At 38.3% G+C, this 21,549-nt stretch carries 22 protein-coding genes; 12 read left to right on the forward strand and 10 right to left on the reverse strand.

All coding sequences use genetic code 11. From position 1 onward, the window contains the following. The first annotated feature begins 110 nt into the window (after window positions 1-110). A complete protein-coding gene (locus LEP1GSC195_RS13960; protein WP_198012781.1) occupies window positions 111-1,991 on the forward strand; it encodes a HEAT repeat domain-containing protein in 1,881 nt (626 codons plus the stop codon). Here LEP1GSC195_RS13960 and LEP1GSC195_RS13965 read toward each other — a convergent pair. The 4 genes from LEP1GSC195_RS13965 to LEP1GSC195_RS13980 are packed head-to-tail and all read right to left on the reverse strand — an operon-like array spanning window position 1,978 to window position 6,060. Further along, entirely contained in the window at window positions 1,978-2,379 is a 402-nt protein-coding gene (locus tag LEP1GSC195_RS13965; protein ID WP_015682260.1) for a response regulator, read from the reverse strand. The two genes, LEP1GSC195_RS13960 and LEP1GSC195_RS13965, sit on opposite strands and share 14 nt — an antisense overlap. Further along, a complete protein-coding gene (locus tag LEP1GSC195_RS13970) occupies window positions 2,376-4,271 on the reverse strand; it encodes an ABC transporter ATP-binding protein (RefSeq protein ID WP_015682093.1) in 1,896 nt (631 codons plus the stop codon). The genes LEP1GSC195_RS13965 and LEP1GSC195_RS13970 overlap by 4 nt, the downstream gene beginning before the upstream one ends. Next, a complete protein-coding gene (locus LEP1GSC195_RS13975; RefSeq protein WP_015682088.1) occupies window positions 4,268-4,837 on the reverse strand; it encodes an anthranilate synthase component II in 570 nt (189 codons plus the stop codon). Before LEP1GSC195_RS13975 ends, LEP1GSC195_RS13970 begins: the two co-directional genes overlap by 4 nt. A 56-nt stretch (window positions 4,838-4,893) precedes the next feature. Then, window positions 4,894-6,060, reverse strand: a complete 1,167-nt coding sequence (locus tag LEP1GSC195_RS13980) for an acyl-CoA dehydrogenase family protein (RefSeq protein WP_015682795.1) — start codon at window positions 6,058-6,060, stop codon at window positions 4,894-4,896. 123 nt (window positions 6,061-6,183) lie between these two features. Between LEP1GSC195_RS13980 and LEP1GSC195_RS13985 the strand changes: the two genes are divergently transcribed. Then, window positions 6,184-6,927: a YebC/PmpR family DNA-binding transcriptional regulator gene (locus LEP1GSC195_RS13985; RefSeq protein ID WP_015680813.1), complete on the forward strand. Its 744-nt coding sequence runs from the start codon at window positions 6,184-6,186 to the stop codon at window positions 6,925-6,927. 103 nt (window positions 6,928-7,030) lie between these two features. Here the strand turns inward: LEP1GSC195_RS13985 and LEP1GSC195_RS13990 are convergent, their stop codons facing one another. Further along, window positions 7,031-7,276, reverse strand: a complete 246-nt coding sequence (locus tag LEP1GSC195_RS13990) for a GlsB/YeaQ/YmgE family stress response membrane protein (protein WP_015681440.1) — start codon at window positions 7,274-7,276, stop codon at window positions 7,031-7,033. An 88-nt stretch (window positions 7,277-7,364) separates the two neighbouring features. Here LEP1GSC195_RS13990 and LEP1GSC195_RS13995 point away from each other — a divergent pair, with 88 nt between their 5' ends. The 4 genes from LEP1GSC195_RS13995 to LEP1GSC195_RS14010 all read left to right on the forward strand — a co-directional run bounded on the left by LEP1GSC195_RS13995 (window position 7,365) and on the right by LEP1GSC195_RS14010 (window position 12,531). Next, the gene (locus LEP1GSC195_RS13995) at window positions 7,365-8,714 is read left to right on the forward strand and encodes an EAL domain-containing protein (RefSeq protein ID WP_015681247.1); all 1,350 of its coding nucleotides are present in this window, start codon (window positions 7,365-7,367) and stop codon (window positions 8,712-8,714) included. An 8-nt stretch (window positions 8,715-8,722) separates the two neighbouring features. Next, window positions 8,723-9,661 (forward strand): response regulator, encoded by a 939-nt coding sequence (locus LEP1GSC195_RS14000; RefSeq protein WP_156827656.1) that lies wholly within the window; start codon window positions 8,723-8,725, stop codon window positions 9,659-9,661. Window positions 9,662-9,694: 33 nt separating this feature from the next. Beyond that, window positions 9,695-10,477, forward strand: a complete 783-nt coding sequence (locus LEP1GSC195_RS14005; protein ID WP_015681342.1) for an enoyl-CoA hydratase/isomerase family protein — start codon at window positions 9,695-9,697, stop codon at window positions 10,475-10,477. Window positions 10,478-10,566: 89 nt separating this feature from the next. Continuing rightward, window positions 10,567-12,531 (forward strand): M23 family metallopeptidase, encoded by a 1,965-nt coding sequence (locus tag LEP1GSC195_RS14010; RefSeq protein ID WP_015682111.1) that lies wholly within the window; start codon window positions 10,567-10,569, stop codon window positions 12,529-12,531. On the opposite strand, the gene LEP1GSC195_RS14015 is transcribed toward LEP1GSC195_RS14010, so the two are convergent. Further along, on the reverse strand, window positions 12,518-13,285 hold the full coding sequence (locus LEP1GSC195_RS14015; RefSeq protein ID WP_015681711.1) for a glucose 1-dehydrogenase: 768 nt from the start codon (window positions 13,283-13,285) through the stop codon (window positions 12,518-12,520). The genes LEP1GSC195_RS14010 and LEP1GSC195_RS14015 overlap by 14 nt on opposite strands. Before the next feature lie 108 nt (window positions 13,286-13,393). Here LEP1GSC195_RS14015 and purB point away from each other — a divergent pair, with 108 nt between their 5' ends. Further along, on the forward strand, window positions 13,394-14,698 hold the full coding sequence (gene purB / locus LEP1GSC195_RS14020) for an adenylosuccinate lyase (RefSeq protein ID WP_015682766.1): 1,305 nt from the start codon (window positions 13,394-13,396) through the stop codon (window positions 14,696-14,698). 480 nt (window positions 14,699-15,178) lie between these two features. Here purB and LEP1GSC195_RS14025 read toward each other — a convergent pair whose 3' ends face one another. Both LEP1GSC195_RS14025 and ygiD read right to left on the reverse strand, forming a co-directional pair. Beyond that, window positions 15,179-15,838, reverse strand: a complete 660-nt coding sequence (locus LEP1GSC195_RS14025) for an alpha/beta hydrolase (protein WP_015681627.1) — start codon at window positions 15,836-15,838, stop codon at window positions 15,179-15,181. Between the two features lie 23 nt (window positions 15,839-15,861). Next, the gene (gene ygiD / locus LEP1GSC195_RS14030) at window positions 15,862-16,689 is read right to left on the reverse strand and encodes a 4,5-DOPA-extradiol-dioxygenase (protein WP_015682026.1); all 828 of its coding nucleotides are present in this window, start codon (window positions 16,687-16,689) and stop codon (window positions 15,862-15,864) included. Between the two features lie 168 nt (window positions 16,690-16,857). On the opposite strand from ygiD, the gene LEP1GSC195_RS14035 reads away from it, so the two are divergent. From LEP1GSC195_RS14035 to LEP1GSC195_RS14055, 5 genes are all read left to right on the forward strand, one after another. Beyond that, a complete protein-coding gene (locus tag LEP1GSC195_RS14035; RefSeq protein ID WP_015682401.1) occupies window positions 16,858-17,241 on the forward strand; it encodes a hypothetical protein in 384 nt (127 codons plus the stop codon). A gap of 75 nt (window positions 17,242-17,316) precedes the next feature. Then, window positions 17,317-17,769, forward strand: a complete 453-nt coding sequence (gene arsN2 / locus LEP1GSC195_RS14040; protein ID WP_015680723.1) for an arsenic resistance N-acetyltransferase ArsN2 — start codon at window positions 17,317-17,319, stop codon at window positions 17,767-17,769. Window positions 17,770-17,814: 45 nt separating this feature from the next. Continuing rightward, a complete protein-coding gene (locus tag LEP1GSC195_RS14045) occupies window positions 17,815-18,213 on the forward strand; it encodes an ester cyclase (protein WP_015682620.1) in 399 nt (132 codons plus the stop codon). A gap of 95 nt (window positions 18,214-18,308) precedes the next feature. Then, on the forward strand, window positions 18,309-18,776 hold the full coding sequence (locus tag LEP1GSC195_RS14050; protein ID WP_015682096.1) for a YdcF family protein: 468 nt from the start codon (window positions 18,309-18,311) through the stop codon (window positions 18,774-18,776). Window positions 18,777-18,791: 15 nt separating this feature from the next. Beyond that, window positions 18,792-19,016, forward strand: coding sequence for a hypothetical protein (locus LEP1GSC195_RS14055; RefSeq protein ID WP_015680745.1), 225 nt, complete (start codon window positions 18,792-18,794; stop codon window positions 19,014-19,016). Window positions 19,017-19,037: 21 nt separating this feature from the next. Here LEP1GSC195_RS14055 and LEP1GSC195_RS14060 read toward each other — a convergent pair whose 3' ends face one another. Then, a complete protein-coding gene (locus tag LEP1GSC195_RS14060; protein ID WP_232227800.1) occupies window positions 19,038-20,108 on the reverse strand; it encodes a hypothetical protein in 1,071 nt (356 codons plus the stop codon). A gap of 20 nt (window positions 20,109-20,128) precedes the next feature. After that, window positions 20,129-21,481 (reverse strand): adenosine deaminase, encoded by a 1,353-nt coding sequence (gene add, locus LEP1GSC195_RS14065; protein ID WP_015681671.1) that lies wholly within the window; start codon window positions 21,479-21,481, stop codon window positions 20,129-20,131. Window positions 21,482-21,549: the final 68 nt, after the last annotated feature.

The raw sequence follows: 21,549 nt of genomic DNA on the forward strand, positions 1-21,549 counted from the left end.
GGAGAGAGATTTTAACTTTTTTAGCTGGTTTGGCTTGAGACCAGCTAGATTGCCGCTAATTTTACTTATAGTAAGTATCCGATATTCAAAGTATGGAAGTAGGCTATCAGATGTTTCAAAAGGGTCAAGACATAATTTGGAAGAGCAGTTTATGGGTGGTCCTTGTTTTATTGATAAGTTGTTCCACATCAAAACCTTACCAGTTAACAGACGTTTCACCAAAGTATAAAGAATACCAAGGAAGCGATTTAGATCCCCATAAAGCGAAAGATGTAATCATCCCAGTAACGAACAATCGTAAGTATGATGAGTTTATTCAAGAGGCTCACAAAGCCATCGCACTATTAGAATTTGGGGAAAACGTAGCTCTTCGGGCTGATAGCAAAAAAACTGTGGGCGAACCGGTCGATAAAGAGATGCAAGCTGCAGCCTATTTGGAAGAAGACCTACCTCCGATCATCGCTAAACTTCCGGGACTTATCCAAACCAACCAGGATTTGATCGATAGCACTCCGAATGACTTTGATGGACCGGCCATTGGTCGCGTGAGTTATGAATTAGGTAATATCTTAGATGCTTTAAAACAAAATAGTCCCAAAGCAATTGGAATTCACAATGCAATCCGTCATTTACGTTCAGACTCAGGAAATTACAACCAAGGTAAAGATGCAGCAGAGAAGGAAATAAAACCTGTAGTAGAAGATCCCGTTATCAAAACCAATGAAATTGATACCGCAAAAAAAGTTGAAAAGGTAATTCCAAAAAAAGTAGATACTACTCCCAAAATTTCCATCAAACGAATCAATCGCAAAACAAAGGTTACGGGAAAAGCAAAAGTTACTGAACAAATTAATGAATTAGTTAAAAAGGAAGAGGAAGAAGTCCTCTCTGATGAAGAGAAAAAAGACAAAGAGTATACGGAACAAATTCGTAACGGACTAGTTCAGGTATTCCAATGGGAATACTACCGCAAACCCAAAAACTTAGAAAAAATTCTAGCCACACATCCCATTCCCCGTGTTCGTTCGGCAGCTGCCCTGGCTCTTGGTCGCTTAAAAGCAGGACGTCTGAGTTTACAAAATGCCATTGATAAAGATGGATACCAAGTAAGACCTGCGGCTTACAAAGCCCTGTCGGATCTTGGGGACAAAAGGTCTCTTTCTTATTTTATTGCTGGAACCAAAGCGGAAGATCCCGAAGTAATCGCTGTCAGTTACGAAGGACTCGGGAAAACGAAAGATCCAGCAGGAAGAGAAATGATCCTCACCACAGGACTTGCCTCTGAATATGTAGTGATTGTATCTGGAGCCCTTCGAGGACTCGCCTATCATAAATTAGATGCTGACGTGGAAGTATTTGATAAATTTCTTAAATCCAATGAACAAGAAATCAAAGAAGCAGCGCTTGAAGCCCTTGCCATTCATGGAAGTAGAGAAAGTCTTAGAATTTTAGAACGAGTTGTGGCGGAAGAACCAAACCTTGCTCTTATGGCTGTGGATGAAATCAGCAAAAATCCATCACTCTCTGCCACTTTTGCTCTCATTAGATTGAACGAAGCCCAAACCGATGAAAAACTCGGAAAACGAATTGGAGAGTCTTTACTCAGACGAAAAGCCTTCGGAAAATATGCCATCATTCTGATTGAAGATGACTATCTCAGATCAGAACCTAACGAACGTTCCAGACCGGTATCTTATATTAAAAATAAAGAAATTGGTCTCATCCTTTCTGAAACGAAAAAGGAATTTGCCGTTCGGATCGGTGACGATATCCTCACGGATAAATACATCCAAGTAAAAATGGAATCCACTCTACCTGGAGCACGCGGGGCCTTTGTGACCGGTTGGGTGTTCTATCCGAAACTAGATATCATTGAAGTAAAACAATTGGGGAGTGACGGAATTACTGGAAAGTATTCCAATTTGAAAAAAGGAAAACACAACAATCTCTTCAATCCTATTGAAGAGATCAAAGTTCCTAGAAAGGATTAACTTTTCCGAAAGATAGGGCGGTGGGAACCCATTCCACCGTTCCTTGTTTGAGTGGCACTTTTGGAATCATCCAATGAAGGCCGCAAAACCAAGGTAAAAACCGAGCAGAAAACGGCATCACACCGAATACATCAAATCCAGTGGAAGCAATGACAAGAACGCCCTTGTAACCGGATTTGTAAATTTTACGCATCATCCAAAGTCCAGAGGTCTGGGTTTCCATAGTCACATCAGAAACAATCATATCGTAATTTGGATTTTTAGAAAAAAGGACTAGGCCTTCTTTTGCATCCACTGCCCTGTCCGATGGAATATTTTTAGAATCAAAATAAGATTTTAAATTGTTCGCATAACGATCATTATCGTCAACAATTAAAACTCTTTTCATATTTGGATCTCCGCATCAGCAAATTGACTATCATATAGTTTTTTATAAATTCCATTCTCTGCCAAAAGGGAATCATGGTCCCCTTGTTCTTTGATCTCACCTTCTTCAATCACAACTATGTTTTTCACACGACGCACAGTAGAAAGACGATGGGCGATGATAAATGTGGTTCTATTCTTAAAGAGTCGCTCCAAAGCGCGACTGACCAAACGTTCCGATTCCGCATCTAATGCACTTGTTGCTTCATCCAGAATCATAATTTCTGCATTTCGTAACAAAGCACGAGCAATGACCAGACGTTGCCTTTGGCCCCCACTGAGATCCAGTCCTCGCACCCCAATGACCGTGTCGTATCCATTTTCCATTTTGGTGATGAAGTCGTGAGCATTGGCAAGACGAGCCGCACGAACCACTTCCTTACGAGAAGCAGCCCCCGTTCCATAAGCTATGTTATCTGCAATGGTTCCGTGAAAGAGGAAAATTTCCTGAGTCACAATCCCAATTTTTTTACGAAGGGAATTAAGCGAATAGTTGCGGATATCCATTCCATCGATGCGAATTTTTCCAGCAGTGGGATCAAAAAATCGTGGAATTAAATCCATCAAAGTTGATTTTCCAGAACCACTGGTTCCCACAAAGGCATAAGTTTCACCAAGTTTGATATCTAGGTTGATTCCTTTTAGGACTTCTTGGTTGGTTCCTGGATAAGAAAAGTGAATGTCGTCAAATTGGATTCCCTCTTCTATTTTTTCGAGAACCGTTTCATCTCCATGTTCTACCACTTCAGAATCCCGGTCGATGATTTCGAAAATGCGTTTTCCTGCCGAATTAGCTTGGGTAATTTTACCGACCATTTGTGAAAGCTGAGTAAGAGGACGAAGTAAAAATAACAAGGTAAGGAGGAAGGCCATAAACTCACCCTGGGTGAATTTACCGGAGTAAATGAATTTGGCACCCATAGCAAAGTATCCAAGCACCACCACAGAAGAAGTCAGTTCCACAAGGCTTGGTGCCATTTGTAAATAGAACTGTCCCTTGAAGGTGCGACGATACACCTTATAGTTGATGTTATCAAATTTTTTAAGGTCCTGATTCTCTTGGCGAAAGGTACGGATGACCTTAATCCCTGAAATGAATTCTTGGATATGGCTATTTAAGTCGGCAATCTTTTCTTGGAACCGAGCTGTGGATGAGGAAATTTTTCTGGTGAAAAGTGTTACAGGTAGTATCACAACCGGAATCGTAAGACAAGCTAACACCAATAATTCCGAATTCAAATAGATAAGAATCATCAAGTGAGTTAAAACATAAAAAAAGTTAATCACCGCATCACGTAAGTTACTCGAGATGACAGCCGCGACAATTTCTGCATCGTTAATCACACGGCTCATGATAAGACCAGTTTTTTCTTTATAAAAATAAGTGAGAGGTAACCTTTGGACTTTTTGGAATAACTCTTGGCGAATGTCTCTCACCGCTTTATAACCGGCGGTGGCAATACAATAGACAGATAAAAGATAAGTTCCCAGTTTTAAAAGATACAGTGGAAAAACAGCAATACAAACTGCCCAGACCACTTCCTTGGGTTCCATGTCGGCTGTGAATTCGTTGATTTGAAGTTTTGCGGAGATGATCACACGTTTGATTCGTTCGAGCCCATCCAAACTATCTGCACCAAGTAATACTTCCTGTACTAAGATGGTTTTTTCTGGTAGGGTCAAATCCAAATGGAAACGATTGTTTTTATCACCACCTAACGAATCAAAAAGGGGAATAAGGGCTGTAAGAGAAATACCATTTAAGACAGCAGTCAAAAGTGCAAATACCAAACCCAGCACAAATCGTTCTCGGTAATGCACAGAATAGGACAGTAGTCTTAAAAAATATTTCATTGAATTACTTCCTCATAGAAGTTACGAAGTAAGGTTTCCCCATATTCTGTAAGGATGGATTCGGGATGAAACTGAACCCCAAAGACCTTTTTCCATTTTCTGTGACGAATTCCCATTATGACTCCATCTTTTGTTTCGGCTGTCACTTCCAATTCGCTCGGAAAAGAAACTTTCGATACCGTCCAGGAATGGTAACGGTTCGCTAAAAAACCGTTGGGAATGTTTTTGAAAACACCTTCGCCATTGTGTAAGATCTCTGAGGGCCGTCCATGAAACACATCGGGCGTTTGTTCCAAACTGGCTCCAAACATTTCTCCAATGGCTTGGTGGCCGAGACAGATGCCAAGCACTGGCATAATCTCATACATTGAATTCAAATGAGACATGAGTTTTCCCGAAGTTTTGGGAAGGCCAGGTCCTGGTGACAAAACCACTGCCTTATATTTTTTTTGTAAATCCAGAGGTAGATCTTCATCATGCCGCATGACTTTAGTTGGGATGATTTGGTTCAGGTATTGGTACAGAATATAAGTGAATGAGTCGTAGTTGTCGATGAGAAGGAACATACTAGGAGAGGACAAGCGGAGTAAACTTTTGCTTCCACTTGTCCTAAATCCAATCTTTATGCGTTAGGAGTTTCGATCCCAACCCCGTCATTTAGAAATTTGGAAATGATCACACGTTGGATCTGTGAAGTTCCTTCGTAGATTTGGAAAATCTTAGCGTCACGCATTAGTTTTTCTACAGGGTATTCTTCGTTAAATCCGTATCCACCAAAAATCTGAACTGCATCTGTAGTGACACGCATTGCCATATCAGCACAAAATACTTTTGCAATGGATGCTTGGTATGTGTTTCGGTATCCGCTATCGATAAGCCAAGCTGATTGCCAACAGAGAAGTCTTCCGGCTTCAATGTCACGGGCCATTTCTGCGATCATAAAACTAACACCTTGGTTGACAGAGATAGGTTTTCCAAACGCATTACGAGTGTTAGCATATCGAATAGAATGATCAAGAGCCGCACGAGCTACTCCGACCGCACCAATCGCAACTGCTGGGCGAGTTTTATCAAAAGCACCCATAGCAATTTTGAATCCGTCACCTTCTTTACCGATCATGTTTTCTTTAGGAACTTTTACATCTTCGAAGGTAACACCACGAGTGTCGGAACAACGTTGTCCCATATTTTTTTCTTTTTTACCGATGATGATTCCTGGAGTTTTTGCATCTACGATGAATCCAGTCATACCTTTGTGGCCGGCATTTGGATCTGTTTTTGCTAAAACAAAAAACCAGTCTGCATGGCCCGCATTTGTGATCCACATTTTGGATCCATTGATGATGTATTCGTCACCCACTCGTTTAGCCACTGTGCGAATTCCGGCGACGTCAGATCCAGCTCCGGGCTCTGTAACAGCATAAGCTGCGAGAGTGAAGGTTTCCGACATTGGTTGGATGAATTTCTTCATCACGTAATCATCAGCACCTAACAGAACGGGCGCTAATGCAAGATTGTTTGCAAGGATGGCAGTGGCCATTCCCGAACAACCGTAAAACAACTCTTCTGATGCGATAAGTTCATCCAAAACACCGAGGCCTGCTCCACCGTATTCCACAGGAATGTGCATATTCATAAGGCCTACGTCAAAAGCTTTCTTTAAAATTTCTTTCGGATATTCACCTGTGTGGTCATGGTGTTCCGCCTTGGGAATCATTTCATTTTTGGCGAAATCTCTTGCTAAATCGCGGAGGGCTTTTTGTTCATCGGTGATAGAAAAGTCGATCATGGTATGCCTTATTGATGTTTTTTTACAGTACTTTGGAATTTTCTCTCTGAGTCAAGAAACTAGGGCGACTTAAATCTGTTGAAAAATCTTTTGAATCCAAAATCCTAGCCTTGGGAGAAAACAATGTCAGGACACTCGAAATGGGCGACGATTCGAAGAAAAAAGGGAGCCATTGACGCCAAAAGAGGCGCCATCTTTACAAGGATTGCCAAAGAAATTTCCGTAGCAGCGAAAGATGGTGGTGGAGACCAAGAAGGAAATCCAAGACTTCGCCTCGCTGTCACAAAAGCAAAAGCTGCCAACATGCCAAAGGACAACATCGAACGTGCCATCAAAAAGGGTACCGGTGGTTTGGAGGGAATGGTGTATGAAGAGTGCCTGTACGAATGTTACGCACCCGGTGGCGTTGCCATTATGGTGGATGTCCTTACCGATAAAAAATCAAGGACTACGCCAGAAATTAAAAGCATTCTAACCAAACTCGGAGGGTCTCTCGCCAATGCCGGGGCCGTTTCTCGTCTTTTTGAACGAAAAGGACAACTGACCTTAAAGGCAGATCAAATTTCCGAAGAGTCTCTGTTTGATTTGGCATTGGGTGCAGGCGCTGAGGACATCCAAGTCAATGATGGGATGTATGTGGTGCTTACAGCTCCCGCAGAATACGAAGCAGTCCAATCAGCACTTTCCACCAAGGGACTGAACATGGAAGAATCGGAAATTAAATACATTCCGATGACGACAGTAGAGGTGAACGATAAAGAAACTGCAGAAAAAGTAATGAAGTTAATCGAAAACTTAGAAGCTAACGATGATGTACAAGGTGTGAGTTCCAACTTTGAGTTAGGTGAAGGTGTAGAACTGGATTAAAATTTTTCTCCCAAAGACAGGGACGATTTATGTCGCCCTGTCCCCATCGGATTTGGATCTTTGCGACAGCAAAACTGTCACAAAGTAATCGACTAAAACTGGTTTACCTTTTTTTGATCAATCCGGCGATGAAGATGAGTAAAATGGCTCCAATCACTGCCACAATGAGTTCGGCAATGAGTCCATAAGAACGAAAACCCAAAAGACCAAATACAATCCCGCCTAAAAAGGAACCAACTACACCAATCACTAAATTGGCAATAAGGCCAAATCCTTTCCCACGCAAAATACGACCTGCAAGCCAACCTGCCGCAAGACCAATCAGTAAAAACCAAATAAAACTAATCATAAGTTACTATCCTTGTTGCCTTTTCTTTAGAATTCTCATAAATTTACAAGAAGTCGTTTGAGAATCAAATCATATACGAAGGCTACATTTGAAAAATCAACTTTTAACAGGTCCCTATTATTTTGGTATGAAGGATTTGGATGTGTTCAAAAAATATTTCATCCAAGAGAACCAAGGGAAACCGCTCTTTCTCATTCGTTTTGAAAACATCAGTGGTCTTGAACTTACTGATTTTTTGGATCTACTGCGAACTGAATTTTATTCCTGTTTGGATTTAGAAGACATCTCTTTTGGATTCCATCACATAGAAAAACAAAACATATTAATTATGGGAATTTCACCACTTTTCGAGTGGGATATTGAACGATTTCCTAATATTGAAAATGCGGTTGGTAAATTTCAACAACAGTGTTTACAAAATAAAATTGCTTCCTTTCATTTTGGAGTCTCAAGAACCCAATCTAATTTTATCTCTGATAGTGATGAAATTTATAACGAACTTTATAAATCCTCTGAAAAAAACCTAAACGACAACCTGGTTCGTTGGAGTTGGACTTACTACAATAAAGCAAATACTTATATTTCTGGATCAGTTCATGAAGCCATGATCCAACCCACGGTGATCTTCAATCCAAAAGACAAAACTTATTCTGTCAAAGGAGGAGAAGTATTCCTCGGTGGTGGAGCTTATATTGGTTATAAAGATCTAATCAACGACATTCCTTCAGACCAAGATCTAAACCGCATTGAACTGTTAATTTTAGAAAAACTGATCATTGCTTGTGAAGGAGCGCCCGGACTTTTAAAATTCAATATTTCTCCACAATCTTTGATTGATACTTTTTCACATCAGGATCGTGTGGATCGATTGAAAAAACTTATTCAAAATAAGGATCTTCTTCCAGAGAATATTCGTTTTGAGTTGGTAGAAAAACCTTATGACGATTCCCATTATCCGCTAAAGGATGTTTGCCATGCTTTTTATTCGCATGGAATGAGTTTTGCGGCAGACGACTTTGGAGTTAAAAGCCAATCTCACCAAATTGTGTTGGATCTCGGAATTATGATCAAAGAATTCAAATTAGATCCTATTAGTTTTAAATTCAAAATCGAAGAAGACCAAATTAAATTTTTAGACAACTTAGCATTTATTGATTATTGCAAACGGCTTGCTGACAATAGGGAGGCCGTAATCACTGCGGAAGCGGTTGAGGATTATGATACTTTGCGGTTTCTCATGGAACACCAAATTTATCAATTCCAAGCAAACATTCTGTTTGGAAAAATGACGATCTCTGATTATAAAAGGGATTTTGAACTTCTCCATTCCATACACGAAGATGTAGTGAAAGAAGTATTGACAGATAAAATCTTGTCAGAAAAACAAAAGAAAATCGGAAATTTGTTTCGAGTTGCATCAGAAGAGGGTTTAATTTAAAATCAATTATGCATTTCATTATGGCGATTGAAAACGATCTAAATTCCTCACAGGATTTGGAAAATATCTTCCTTGGTTTACGCCAACGAGTCGTCGTAACAAGGTTTTCTCAAACTGTGCAAGAATATGCAAAGTCCTCTAACCCAGATATAATTCTAATGGGTTTAACCTTTAAGGATAAAAAAGAATTGGAGTTTGTTTTAGAACTTCGTCGCGATGTAATCACACATAACATTCCTATTTTGGCAATGATTCCTAAAGAAGATGCCAACTTCATAGCAAATCATAAAGCACTTGGATTTACCGATTATATGGTAAAACCGTTGATCAAACAACCACTACTAGATAGAATTCATTCCCTTATTGAAGAGTATAAGTTTAGTGAGTCTTCCAAAACGAGAGACAATATGTCTTTTGTTGTGGTGGATCGCGGTCATGGACGTGTATTATTTCAATGTCGCGCCAATCTCAAACGATATGTATTTCCAGAATTCAAAAAAATATTCACTCCGAATTTCTTAAAATCCATACAAGCAGAACGTATTTGTTTTGATGTTCGTGTCGTTCCAGAATTAGGGAAAGACGAAGTAGAAGTATTCGAACGTGTAATGAAAATTTTTCTAGGTCACGAGAGAGTTGTTTTTATTGCAGGCCGTCACATGGGGGCTTTTATTGAACATGCAACAGATGAAGAAAAAATGTTAGTGTTTATGGCTCCTAACGAATTCGATGAATACGTAAGAATGGAAGACCAGAAAAAAGAAGAGCAGCGGAAAAAAGAAAAAAAAGAGAAATTTGTAAAAGATGGCGGGAAAGAAAGACCACCTGCTCCTACTCTTCTGAGCGAAGTAAAAATACAAATTCCAATCAATGATCCCATAATTCCAGAAGTACCACCACCTAATACCGGTTCCGAGGAATCAAATCCGCCATCTGCTCAACCCTAATTTTTAAGATAACAAAAATAAAAGAAGTAAACAATGAACTACAAACGTGAAGTCATCGATATTCCCAACGGCAAAGGCGAAATCATTCGCTTTCAAATGAATGATCAAAACTCATTGACTGGTCAAAATATGAAAGACCTCGGTGAGATTTTAAATGAAATCAAAGCTGACAACTCAAAACGAGGAATCATTCTCACAACAGACAACCCAAAGTTTTTTTGTAATGGACTCGATGCGGAAAACTTACTCTCCACAAGCCGAGACAAACTGATGGATGAAGTTGGTGGGATTGTAGTTCTTTTTGGGGAACTTGTAAAATTCGACAAACCCTTAATTACTGAAGTCACTGGCCATGCGATGGGCGGTGGAGCAGTCATCACTGTGGCCTCAGATTTTAAGTATATGTTGGATGGAAAAGGAAGGATAGGATTTACAGAAGTGAATGTGGGTCTGCCTTTACCGGGAAGTTTTATAGATCGAATCAAAATGTGTGTGGATCCAAGGTATTGGGCAGAGGTATGTTTGGAAGGAACTACTTACAAAGGTGCTGAAGCTAAAAAAATTGGACTCATCGATGAAATTGCTCCGACACCGGAAGAAGTAAGAAAAATTGCTTTGAAAAAATTGGAAACACTTTCAAAAATTCCTTCAGCAGCATATCGTTCTACAAAGAATACATTAAATGCAGCACTTATTGCAAACCTAGAACAATATAAAAAAGATACGATCAAATCTTTTGAACAACCCGGCGTTGTTGATAATCTTCTCGAAGCAATGACAGCCCTAAAGGAAAAACGTAGACCCGTTTTTAAATAAAATTTCTATTATCGAGGGGAAAATAGCAAACACCCCTCGATTCTTATAAGTCTTTTCACCATAAGAGCCGAAAATTATAGTGAAATCTGATGTTGCGTTCCTTCGTATTAGTACTTATACTTTCTCTCTCTCCTCTTTCTGCAATATCTGTCTCTGATTTCCCACCAGGTTTTGTTTTAAAAAATCCATATATTTGGCCAGTAAAAGGACATGATACGATTACCGGTGCCTTTGGAGAATTTCGAACCGGCCATTTTCACATGGGTCAGGATTTTTCTACAGGTGGTAAAATCGGTATTCCTATCCTGGCCGTGGCAAATGGGAAAGTAACTCGGGTTCAAAGAAGATGGACTAGCATTGGTTATGCGCTTTTTTTGCAACACGATGATGGGATGACCTCTCGTTATGGCCATTTGCACAAGTTTTCTCAAAAAATTATTAAACAAATTTTAAAATCAAAACAAGCGAAACGCTATAAAGATCGAACAGATTTTGATATTGCACTTCCAGAAGCAGTGGAAGTAGAAGCTGGCGAAACCATTGCTTTCTCGGGTGATACGGGCGTAGGTCCCCCACACCTTCATTTTGAACTTTTTAAAGATAATGTATATTACAATCCCATGCATTATGGTCTTGGATATAATGTAGCAGAGCCTATTGTCTTCAATGCACTACGCATCACTCCACAAACGCCACGCACTTTCATCAATGGTCGAAATGAAACTATCGAAATTCCATTTTATGAATCCAGTGGAAATCGATTTGAGTTATCGGAAACCCCTACACTTTTTATCCAAGGGAAAGTTGGAATCCAAATTGCGATCCATCAAAAATCCAACAGTAATCGCTTAGGCATCTTCACCTTAGATATGTTAATTGGTGAGAACGTTTTACAAGGTTTCCAACTTTCAAAAATCTTGAAAGAACATACACGTAAAAATGTTTTGCTTTACGACAGTTCAGTAAGTAAACCAAACGGAAATCCATTTTCATATTATCTACATACTCGCGATGGGAATGATCTTTTGGGAATGAGAAGTAATGGCCGGGAACAAGGCCTTCTTGATAGCGAACAGATGCGTATGGGAGAACCAAAAGAAATTACAATACGTGCGACGGGAATGGGAGGACAGATGTCCTTTGCGTCCTTTTACATTCTAAAAGACCAAGGTGATTACAGCCACATCGTTACCAAAGAATGGAAATACAATGTATATTACGATCGTTATACGACTTTTAAGTCAAAAGATACAAAGGTAGAGTTATTTTTCCCTGTTAATGCAGTATACTCGAAAGCTTTCTTTGAAATTGAAGCCCAAGAACAAATTCAAATCAACACACAAGGACTCAATCAACTTTCCAGTGTATACAAAATTGGACCTGATTTTAAAGACTTCAATTTAGGTTATGATCTTTATGTAAAAGTTCCTAAATCGAAAGATATTAATTCTGCTGATTTATATGAAGTATTAGCTGATGGGAAGGTAAAAAAAATCAATGGATCGTCTTTTAGTTCCTGGGGTCAGTTCTTCAAAGTAAGACTCCGTAAAACGGGTCTTTTCGTGGTTCTTTCTGACCAAACACCACCTAACATTTATCTTCATGAGTTCATGAACAAAACAGTATACCCTAGAGAAGACTTTGCCTTGTATCTAAAAGCCGTTGATGTTGGATCAGGAATTATGCCTGACGGATTTGACATCACTGTCGATGGAATTCCTGGGAAGGCCGAGTTTTTTCCAAAAGATGGACGTTTAGAAATCTTTGAACCAGAAATTTTATACGAACCAGGGAAACATACGGTACTTGCAAGTGTGAGAGATTTTGCGGGAAACTGGAGTTCTACAGTTCGATATGATTACGAAATTCAATCACCACCTGTTCCTGAGGAAAAAAAGAAACCGACTTCAGACAACTTAAACATAGAAACTGTTAAAGATAAAAAGAACACAAAAGAAACTAAAACTAAACCATCTTCGCCTAAGGTGCAAAAGGCGGTGAAACCGATCACATCCGCACCCAAGGCAAAGGATAAAAAATCTACATCCCGATAGCCGCACCACCGTCAACACGGAGGTAAGTTCCGGTAATGTAAGATGCGTCATTGCTTAAGAAAAACTTAACAGCAGATGCAATCTCTTCTTGTTTTCCCGGACGTTTGAGTGGGATCACAGATGGATCAGTCAACTTATCTTGTACTTCTTTAGAAAGTGTTCCTGTCATTTCTGTTTGAACGTATCCTGGGCAAACTGCGTTTACTAGAACGTTTCTTCCAGAAAATTCACGAGCAGAAACTTTAGTTAAAGCAATCACGCCAGCTTTGGAAGTGGAGTAGTTTGCTTGTCCCGGTTGTCCTGTAAGTCCAGAAACTGAGGAAATATTAACGATCCGACCAGAGTCAGATTTAAGAATCAATTTACTTGCGGATTTAGTCATAAGGAAAACTCCCTTACAATTCACATCCATTACGAAATCGTAATCTTGCTCAGACATACGAATGAGAAGGTTATCTTTCAAAACTCCTGCGTTGTTCACAAGAAAGTCCAATTTTCCAAAAGCTTCTTTTGTTTTGCTAATGGCAGCGTCGCAATCATCTGGTTTTGTTACGTTACAAGCAACACCAATTGCTTTTACACCAAATTTTGCTTCTACTTCTCTGGCAGCTTCTTCAATTTTTTCCTGATTCAAGTCAACAAGCACCAAACTTGCACCATGCGATGCGATACGGTTTGCGATTGCTCTTCCCAAACCAATGGGAGAGGCAGCTCCTGTTACCAGTGCTACTTTTCCTTCGAATTCTTTGGACATATGCCCCCCTAGGATTTATTACTAGATTCTAAACTTGAATCTCGAACATCGTTCGGCAATCGTAAAATTCCCAGTTGAAAGAGAAGTTTCTAATGAAAGACTGCCCTTATGATCGATCGTTATAGCCACCCGGAGATTTCCGCCATCTGGGAATTAGAGAACAAATTTAAAATTTGGACAGATATTGAAATTTATGCCTGCGAAGCCCGTGCCAACCGTGGAGAGGTTCCGAAAGAAGACCTCGAAACCATCAAACAAAAGGCAAAATTCAATGTTGATGAAATTCTAGAAATAGAATCAAAAGTTCACCATGATGTCATCGCCTATTTGACAAACCTGAATTCTTATATTGGACCTGCTGGCCGTCATGTTCACTTCGGACTGACTTCCAGTGACGTTGGAGACACAGCACTTTGTGTACAAATGGTTCAAGCCATGGACCTTCTCATTCAAAGAACCGAGACACTTTTACAAACAACAAAAGAAAAAGCAAAAGAGTACAAAGACCTTCCGTGTATCGGACGTTCCCATGGGATCCATGCAGAGCCAATGACTTTAGGATTAAAATTTGCCCTCTTCTTTGCTGAGATGACCCGTAACCTCGAAAGAATGAAAGATGCACGCGAACAAATCGCTGTAGGAAAATTGTCCGGGGCAGTGGGAACCTATTCCAATATTGATTTGGAAATCGAAGAATATGTATTAAATAAACTCGGCCTTAAGGTAGATCCGATTGCCACACAAGTGATCTCACGCGATCGACATGCTTTCTATATGTCAGTTCTCGGTGTGGTTGCTGCCAGCTTAGATCGTATGGCTACAGAGATTCGACTCCTTCAAAAAACAGAAGGCCGCGAAGTAGAAGAACCATTTGCTAAAGGTCAAAAAGGATCTTCGGCAATGCCTCACAAACGAAATCCCGTTGTCTGTGAACGTATTTCTGGAATCTCCAGAGTCATTCGTTCCAATGTAAATGTTGGCTTACAAAACGTTGGGCTTTGGCATGAAAGAGATATTTCCCATTCTTCTGCCGAGAGAATTGTTCTTCCCGATTCCACTATCGCTCTCGATTATATTTTAGAAAAAATGAACTTTGTGTTAAAGGGACTTCATGTGTATCCTGATGCCACAGAACGTACGTTAAACGTAACACGCGGACTCATTTTCTCTCAAAAAGTCTTGTTATGGCTGATTGAAAAAGGAGGGATCTCCAGAGAAGATGCCTACCTCATCGTCCAAGAAAATGCAATGGCAGTATGGGCAGACCAATCTAAGAATCTGCGCGCTCTTTTGAAACAAGATCCAAGATGTTCGGCAATTCTAAAAGATAGTGATTTGGATGAAATTTTCCAAATCAAACCTTACCTGGAACGGATTCCACTCATCTTCAAACGATTGGGGATCATTGATTAATTTTCTAAGTTTATATGTTCGCTAGTTTGCTAATTCATTTGTTCACAAAGAAGTAGTAATCGAACTATCAACCAATTGACTTTGAAACCTATAGGTCAAATTACTTTGGTCTATAGGTTTTTTATTTTGATTTTATTTGCAAATAAAACTTTCGATCTTGGATTTTATTGATTCTATTTGGATTAAATTGGTATATGCGCGCTATAAACGCATTGTATATAGTCGTCAATAACGGTGCGTAAATGGATAGAGGTAGCGTTTATTGGACTCATGGCGGGTAATAAACGTAATGCAATCAAGCGCACTGTTGCGGCCGAATAAACGCTAACGCCGGCGGTTATCGCCTCGTAGATGTTGGTTAAACGACATACGTATATGGTGCGTCGAATTATTAAATCCATCCAAACATACAAAGTTCAGGTAAACTTATCTAGTGTAGTAATAGCAAAGCAGTTTATATTAAAATTTTATTTTGAATCCTTAGCTTTGGTTTCCCAATTGCACTTCCAACCATTGAATTAAATCTTTTAACATCTCCCTATTGATACTATGACCTTCTTCATATTCCTGATAATGAGGATGTACTCCAATTGATTCCAAGTATCCTTTTACGGATCTAGCGTAATCCACAGACAACACGCGGTCATTGGTTCCGTGAGATATAAATACTTTTTTACTTAGAACTTTCTCTGAAACAGTCACTTGCGCTTTGTTTTCTTCTAACAAACGTCCACTCAGTGCAATGATCCCTTTCACTTTTTCTGGATGTAATAAACCAATCGAATAAGACATGATGGCACCTTGGCTAAAGCCACCAATCCAAACATTCGATTCATCAAAATTGTAATTTAGTTTTAGATAATCTAGAAATTGTAATAAAAGTTTTTGGCTTTCTCTTTCTTGTTCTAAATTGATTTTCGGTTGTCCTGTTGTGAATAACACTTCATACCAGCCGAAACTTTTTTTACCTAAAGTTAAAGGACCTCTGACGGATACTATAAGTAAAGATTCAGGTAAATAATTAGTTAAGGAAAATAAGTCTTCTTCGTTACTGCCAACTCCATGCAACAAAAGTAAGAGAGGAGGATTTTCTACGGAAACTTTTGGTTTACGAACTAAGTATTCTAATGGTTTTTCCATTTTGATCTTTATCCCTGATTCAATTAAGAAGTAAGTTGAACCGAAGTCATAGTTAGAGCTCCAGCAACAGGTTTATCATTAAAAAACGAAACATTATCCGAATTCAATTTAGTTCCCAATGTATATAATAATGGTAAATAATGTTCTGCTGTGGGAATGGCCCATTCAAATTCCTTCCCATGATTTCGAATTTGGATTAGCGAATCGTAATCTTCTTTATTGATCCAGTCTTTTACTTTTTGATCCACATCCAGTGCCCAATCAAAGCCATATACTTCATTCAATCGATCCCAAGCCACCATACGCAAGTTATGTACTATGTTTCCACTAGCAATGATGAGAATCCCTTGGTTTCGTAGTGGGGCTAACTCTTTTGCTAATTGAAAATGTTGTTCTGGTGAGTTTTTGTAGTCCATACTCAACTGAACGATAGGAATGTCTGCTTTGGGGTAAATATGTTTGATCACGCTCCAAGCTCCATGATCCAAACCCCATTCATAATCTAATTTTACGTTTTGAGATTTCACAACAGACTGTACTAGTTTAGCCAACTCGGGACTACCCGGAGCAGGATATTGCACATCAAACAAAGCCTTGGGAAAACCACCAAAATCATGGATTGTAGGAGGATTTTCCATTGCTGTCACAAATGTACCTTCTGTTACCCAGTGCGCCGAGATACAAAGAATGGCCTGTGGTTTCGGAATTGTTTTTGCGAGGTTTCGCAACCCAGCCACAAATTCATTTTCTTCGATCGCATTCATAGGACTGCCATGGCCCAAAAAATAGGAAGGCATAGTATTGGAAGATTGGAAGACACTCAAATTCTCTTTGGTTTCTGACTGGTTCATACGGTTTCTCGGAGTTTTTGGACGGCTCCGATTCCTCTATTTAGATAGTTTAATATCAAACTACTTATTGTCAATCTATTGTTGAAAAGGAAATGGGAAAAATATCCTTTTCATTCCCAAGTAACTGTAAGCAAATGCCTTAGTAATTACGCAAGAGGGTTACCCAATATGAAAGCAATTAAATGGAATTTAGGATATGGTTTTTTAAGTTGGTTTGTTCCTTTTTTTATCTCAATATTCTTTTTTTCAAAGGAAGGCGGACTTCAAATTGATTTGTTTCTTTTTAAAACGATTATGATTGTTGTTGGTTCCTTAAGCGGTTGTTTTTTACTTTATCGTTACTTTTTGTTAGTCGATTCAAAATTTCTAAAAGAAGGTTTTGTCATCGGAATTTCTTGGACTTCTATCAATTGGCTTTTAGACATTCTTGTTTTAATTCCTATGTCCAAAATGCCTATTGATGTATACTTTATCCAAATTGGATTTCGGTATTTGTCTTTGTTGTTTTTTGCCATTGCATTGGGAGCTATTTTGGAACGGAAAGTGAAGTAAAGAAATACTAAAATAAGAGAATTATAAGTTTGTTTTAAGCCCTGTTGGTTTAGATTAATCTTTGGAGATTTTAAAATGGAAATGAATCCAATCTTCTTATCTCAAGCTTCTGTAACTCACGAAGGCACAATAAAATCTTTACTTAAAAGGAATAACCTTCCATCGGAAGATATCATACCTAAAAATTTAAAAGATTTCTTTATAGCAAAAACTAAAGAAAAAATAATTGGTGTAATCGGCTTAGAAATATTTGAAGAAATAGGCCTTTTACGCTCCTTATGCGTTGAAGAAACATATCGTAAAAAAGGAATCGGATTTTTACTTTATAAAGATCTATTAATTTATGCTCATTCTAAGGGAATCAAAGAATTATATTTACTCACTATGACTGCGGAAGGTTTTTTTCAACAATTTGGATTTGTGGCTGTGGACCGCTCTATAGTTCCAGAACCAATCAGAATGACTTCCGAATTTAAAGATCTTTGCCCAAGTTCCGCAGTTTGTATGAAAATGAAATTTATCAATTAAAACAACAAAAGGAAAAATGCCTTCTTCGGGTTATTGAAATGAAATATGGAAAACCAAAATAAAATTGAATTCATACTCAACGAACTAATAGCGAATCATAAAACATCCGAAATTCCAAAGTATTTCTCGAAAGACTATGTTGTACATACATCAAAAAAGGATTACAGTGGGCATAAGATTATCGGAAAATGGAGTAAAGATTTACATAATTTCTTTTCTGATTTAAAAGTCGTGAAAATTCAATTCCTCCTTCAAACAGATGAGTTTATAGTTTGGAAAAGAACTCTACGAGGAAAAATCAAACCCTCAAAAAACAAAAATCTACGACCAGGTAGATTAATTAAATGGGATGAAATGATAGTTTCTAAATTCAAAAACGGTTTAATCATTGAAGAGTGGAATAACTCAGAATTTCTTGGAGCTCTCATTTCCAAACCCAAATAAAAAAGATATTTTATTGGTTAGTCAAATTATCCTTTTCGTATTTCCTCATTTCTTCCGCTTACATTATCTCCACAGGACTAGTGGAAGAAAAAAATTTGCATTCCAATGTAGCTTTAGTTCTAGGAAACAAAGTAGAGTTGAATGGATTACCATCAGATCGGTTGAAAGCTAGATTGGATCGAACCGTATATCTTTATCAATCAAATCTGATTCAGAAAATTATTGTATCTGGAGGAATGGGAAAAGAAGGTTTTGATGAAGCAAGAGTTATGAAAGATTATTTAATCAAACAAGGAATTGATTCTAATCATATCACTCCGGACAACCAAGGCTACACAACAGAAAAATCAGCAAAAAACTTAAAGGTTATTTTAGATTCAAATTTTAAAGAATCAATTCTTATTATTTCACAGTACTATCATCTAAATAGAGCAGCCTTCTTAGTTAGGAAAGCCGGTTTTCTCAATGTAAAAACATCCTTTGCTCGATATTTGGAATTTCGAGATTTCTATTCCATTTTCAGAGAAACTGTAGCTTTACCTTATGTAATGATTTTTAATTGATAAGAAAGAATCTTTATGATCGAACAAATCAAAGAAAGGCATTTGATCCGTTTTCAGGAACCTAATTTTTATGCAAAACTAATATCAAGAAATTGTTACAGTGGCAAAATTGTAGACCAAGAAGTTGTCACTCGAAATTTACCAGAAGGAAAAGCAACGATCGAAGTTTTAGCAATTTATGAAATTGAAAATGAGAAAATAAGCAAAGTATGGTTTTTAATGGGAGAACCAAAGTTTTAAATTTCCATTAAAAGTATTCTATCAAAATTCTATAGGAGTATATAGCGACATTTCAAATCCGCGAATCTCGATCGTAAAGTTGTTTTGAGTATAAAACGGACCACCAAAACCTAAGCGCCAAGTCACAGGACCCAAAGGAATTTCCCAAAAGAAATAATAACTCTTTGCAAAATTTGTTTTCGAATTAATTCTCCCTTTGCCTAAACTCGACAAAGCATATATTTCTAAAGCATTCAATTGACCATTGGCAGCCGAGGAATATATTAAATAACTAATAGGTTCTATAGAACCTTTTGAAAGATCACCTTTTAATAAAGAGTATAAACCTAAATTCTCCAGATTGTTCTCAAATGATAAATTACTCAATAAATAGGCTCGATAGGGATCTCCATCAATGTTTCCTGAAGTTAGGAGGGAAAAACGTCCCAAATTTTCAATTTTATTATCTAAAGTTCTCCCGCTATTAAAGACTGCGGCATTCGTAAACAATCCCAAACCATCATTAAAATCAGCAGTTCCTTGAACGTTTACCTTACCCACACCCATTCCTAAGCCAATTCGGAAACTTTCATTTCCCGCTTTTCCAAGGTACATAACAGGTAATACCATTGAGTAACTTCCAAAGGTTTCCGTTTTTAAATCTACATTTTCTCTTCCATCATTATTTTCCGTTGCTGGTGAAAGCTGAATTACTTGTCTTGTGTTTCTAAAATTAACGTTTCTATTAAGTATAAATACACCCCAATATTCACCTAACTGCCATTCTTTTGATTTCAAATCATAAAGAAAATTTGAGTTAGTATCCATTGTATTATTATCCTCAGCCATACTTGCTTTCCCATGCGGACTTGTAATAGTCAAAGCTGAACTAATATATTGTATGCCTGGATTGATAGAAAAATAACGAGCACCAGCTGGATCTTTAAACCAACTCAATACATTTCTTCTATTTTGTGGAGGACCCTGATTAGCTTCATTCTGAGATCCATTACTCGATTCGAGTGGAACTGGCTGAGAATACAAAGGAACAAAAGATACCAACGAAACCATTAATAAATAACAATACTTCATAGAATGAATGTTTAATTTCATCGCAGAATTATCTTTCAAACTCAAACAGCTGCTATTTGTTTTTCGGATACCAAGTTGTATTTCAATTTAATTAAATCGATTTTTTCTTCCATAGACTTCCATAAGGAATCTTTTTCTGGATGGAAGGTACAAAGTACACCTTGTCTCACCAGGTCTATGATCTCATCAATGGAGAAGTCCAGAAAGCGGTACAGCTTAAAAAATTCATAAGTTAAATTTACGTTAAAGATATCAGGATCGTCAGTATTGATACACAACATCAGTCCTTGATCATAATAATAACGAACCGGATGGTTTTGTTCCTTACGAACGTATTTTCCGGTAAAAACATTGGAAGTAACACAAATCTCAATAGGAATTCTGTTTTCCTTCATATAACGAACAAGTTCAGGATCTTGGATCGCAGAAGTTCCATGCCCGATCCTCTCCGCCTTACAAAGATTCACCGCATCCCAAATAGCCCATGGACCGTCGTCTTCCCCTGAGTGAGCCACACATCGTAAACCGGACTCACGTGCCACTTTGAAAACTTCAGAATAATCTTTTGCAGGACCCATAAGTTCCGCACCACCAAGACCTATTCCGATGACTTCTTTCTGTTTTAGGCCCAATACTCTTTTAAGATTGTTCATTGCATTTTCGGGTCCAAAGGAACGCGAAACGTCAACTAACAATCGAATAGTGATCCCATCTTTGACTTCGATTTGGCGGATGCGATTCACCATCACTTCAACCATCTCATCAAAATCTAATCCATTTTGAATGAACTTGGAAGGGGCAAAGAAGGCTTCGCAATAGATAATATTATTGGAGCGTAAATAATCGGCTAAACTATCAATGAAATAACCAAGATCGGATGCTTCTTTCACGGAACCTTGAACAAAGAAAAATACCTGAATAAAACCATTTAGATCTTTAAAATTATATTTATCTTCAAACTCTTTGTCTGTGACTTCGATACCGTTCTTTTTGTAGAGGAACTTCAATGTCTCTTTGTTCACGCAAGCTTCTAAATGCAGGTGAACTTCGGTCTTTGGAATTTCACGAATGAAATTGATAACGTCCTGCTCATTAGGATGGGGAACCGATAAATCCCCCGCAAGTAATGATCTCCGTTCTTTGAGAACTGACGACTCCACTGAAGGTTCCAACCCCTCTTTGGAAAGTAACCAAAGGGGAGGATGGAGGATCGGGAGTTCCATAAGGGAAACTCTCTCGTTTAACAGAGTATTGATTTGTTTATCAAAAGTAAGTTGAATGGTAGGAGAGTACGGTCTGTCAGCTGGCAGGCGGCTCTTTAAGCGGTTGAGCTCTGCAATGTCTCGGTCAATGACAGCAATACGATTTAGAATCTCAGAAAAAGGAACTTCCATGTTCCAGGAAAGAATGAGTAAATTCGTGGGTATCTACAAGTAGATTTTTAAAGCTTAGGTGAAAATCC

Origin of the sequence: Leptospira wolbachii serovar Codice str. CDC (assembly GCF_000332515.2) — a bacterium.
In the GTDB taxonomy this organism is placed as follows: domain Bacteria; phylum Spirochaetota; class Leptospiria; order Leptospirales; family Leptospiraceae; genus Leptospira_A; species Leptospira_A wolbachii.

Excerpts from the sequence above, each read along its gene's own strand:
- LEP1GSC195_RS13960 (WP_198012781.1), top strand. The coding sequence starts at position 111 with ATGTTTCAAAAGGGTCAAGACATAATTTGGAAGAGCAGTTTATGGGTG.
- LEP1GSC195_RS13965 (WP_015682260.1), bottom strand. The coding sequence starts at position 2,379 with ATGAAAAGAGTTTTAATTGTTGACGATAATGATCGTTATGCGAACAAT.
- LEP1GSC195_RS13970 (WP_015682093.1), bottom strand. The coding sequence starts at position 4,271 with ATGAAATATTTTTTAAGACTACTGTCCTATTCTGTGCATTACCGAGAA.
- LEP1GSC195_RS13975 (WP_015682088.1), bottom strand. The coding sequence starts at position 4,837 with ATGTTCCTTCTCATCGACAACTACGACTCATTCACTTATATTCTGTAC.
- LEP1GSC195_RS13980 (WP_015682795.1), bottom strand. The coding sequence starts at position 6,060 with ATGATCGACTTTTCTATCACCGATGAACAAAAAGCCCTCCGCGATTTA.
- LEP1GSC195_RS13985 (WP_015680813.1), top strand. The coding sequence starts at position 6,184 with ATGTCAGGACACTCGAAATGGGCGACGATTCGAAGAAAAAAGGGAGCC.
- LEP1GSC195_RS13990 (WP_015681440.1), bottom strand. The coding sequence starts at position 7,276 with ATGATTAGTTTTATTTGGTTTTTACTGATTGGTCTTGCGGCAGGTTGG.
- LEP1GSC195_RS14000 (WP_156827656.1), top strand. The coding sequence starts at position 8,723 with ATGCATTTCATTATGGCGATTGAAAACGATCTAAATTCCTCACAGGAT.
- LEP1GSC195_RS14005 (WP_015681342.1), top strand. The coding sequence starts at position 9,695 with ATGAACTACAAACGTGAAGTCATCGATATTCCCAACGGCAAAGGCGAA.
- LEP1GSC195_RS14010 (WP_015682111.1), top strand. The coding sequence starts at position 10,567 with ATGTTGCGTTCCTTCGTATTAGTACTTATACTTTCTCTCTCTCCTCTT.
- LEP1GSC195_RS14015 (WP_015681711.1), bottom strand. The coding sequence starts at position 13,285 with ATGTCCAAAGAATTCGAAGGAAAAGTAGCACTGGTAACAGGAGCTGCC.
- purB (WP_015682766.1), top strand. The coding sequence starts at position 13,394 with ATGATCGATCGTTATAGCCACCCGGAGATTTCCGCCATCTGGGAATTA.
- LEP1GSC195_RS14025 (WP_015681627.1), bottom strand. The coding sequence starts at position 15,838 with ATGGAAAAACCATTAGAATACTTAGTTCGTAAACCAAAAGTTTCCGTA.
- ygiD (WP_015682026.1), bottom strand. The coding sequence starts at position 16,689 with ATGAACCAGTCAGAAACCAAAGAGAATTTGAGTGTCTTCCAATCTTCC.
- LEP1GSC195_RS14035 (WP_015682401.1), top strand. The coding sequence starts at position 16,858 with ATGAAAGCAATTAAATGGAATTTAGGATATGGTTTTTTAAGTTGGTTT.
- arsN2 (WP_015680723.1), top strand. The coding sequence starts at position 17,317 with ATGGAAATGAATCCAATCTTCTTATCTCAAGCTTCTGTAACTCACGAA.
- LEP1GSC195_RS14045 (WP_015682620.1), top strand. The coding sequence starts at position 17,815 with ATGGAAAACCAAAATAAAATTGAATTCATACTCAACGAACTAATAGCG.
- LEP1GSC195_RS14055 (WP_015680745.1), top strand. The coding sequence starts at position 18,792 with ATGATCGAACAAATCAAAGAAAGGCATTTGATCCGTTTTCAGGAACCT.
- LEP1GSC195_RS14060 (WP_232227800.1), bottom strand. The coding sequence starts at position 20,108 with ATGAAATTAAACATTCATTCTATGAAGTATTGTTATTTATTAATGGTT.
- add (WP_015681671.1), bottom strand. The coding sequence starts at position 21,481 with ATGGAAGTTCCTTTTTCTGAGATTCTAAATCGTATTGCTGTCATTGAC.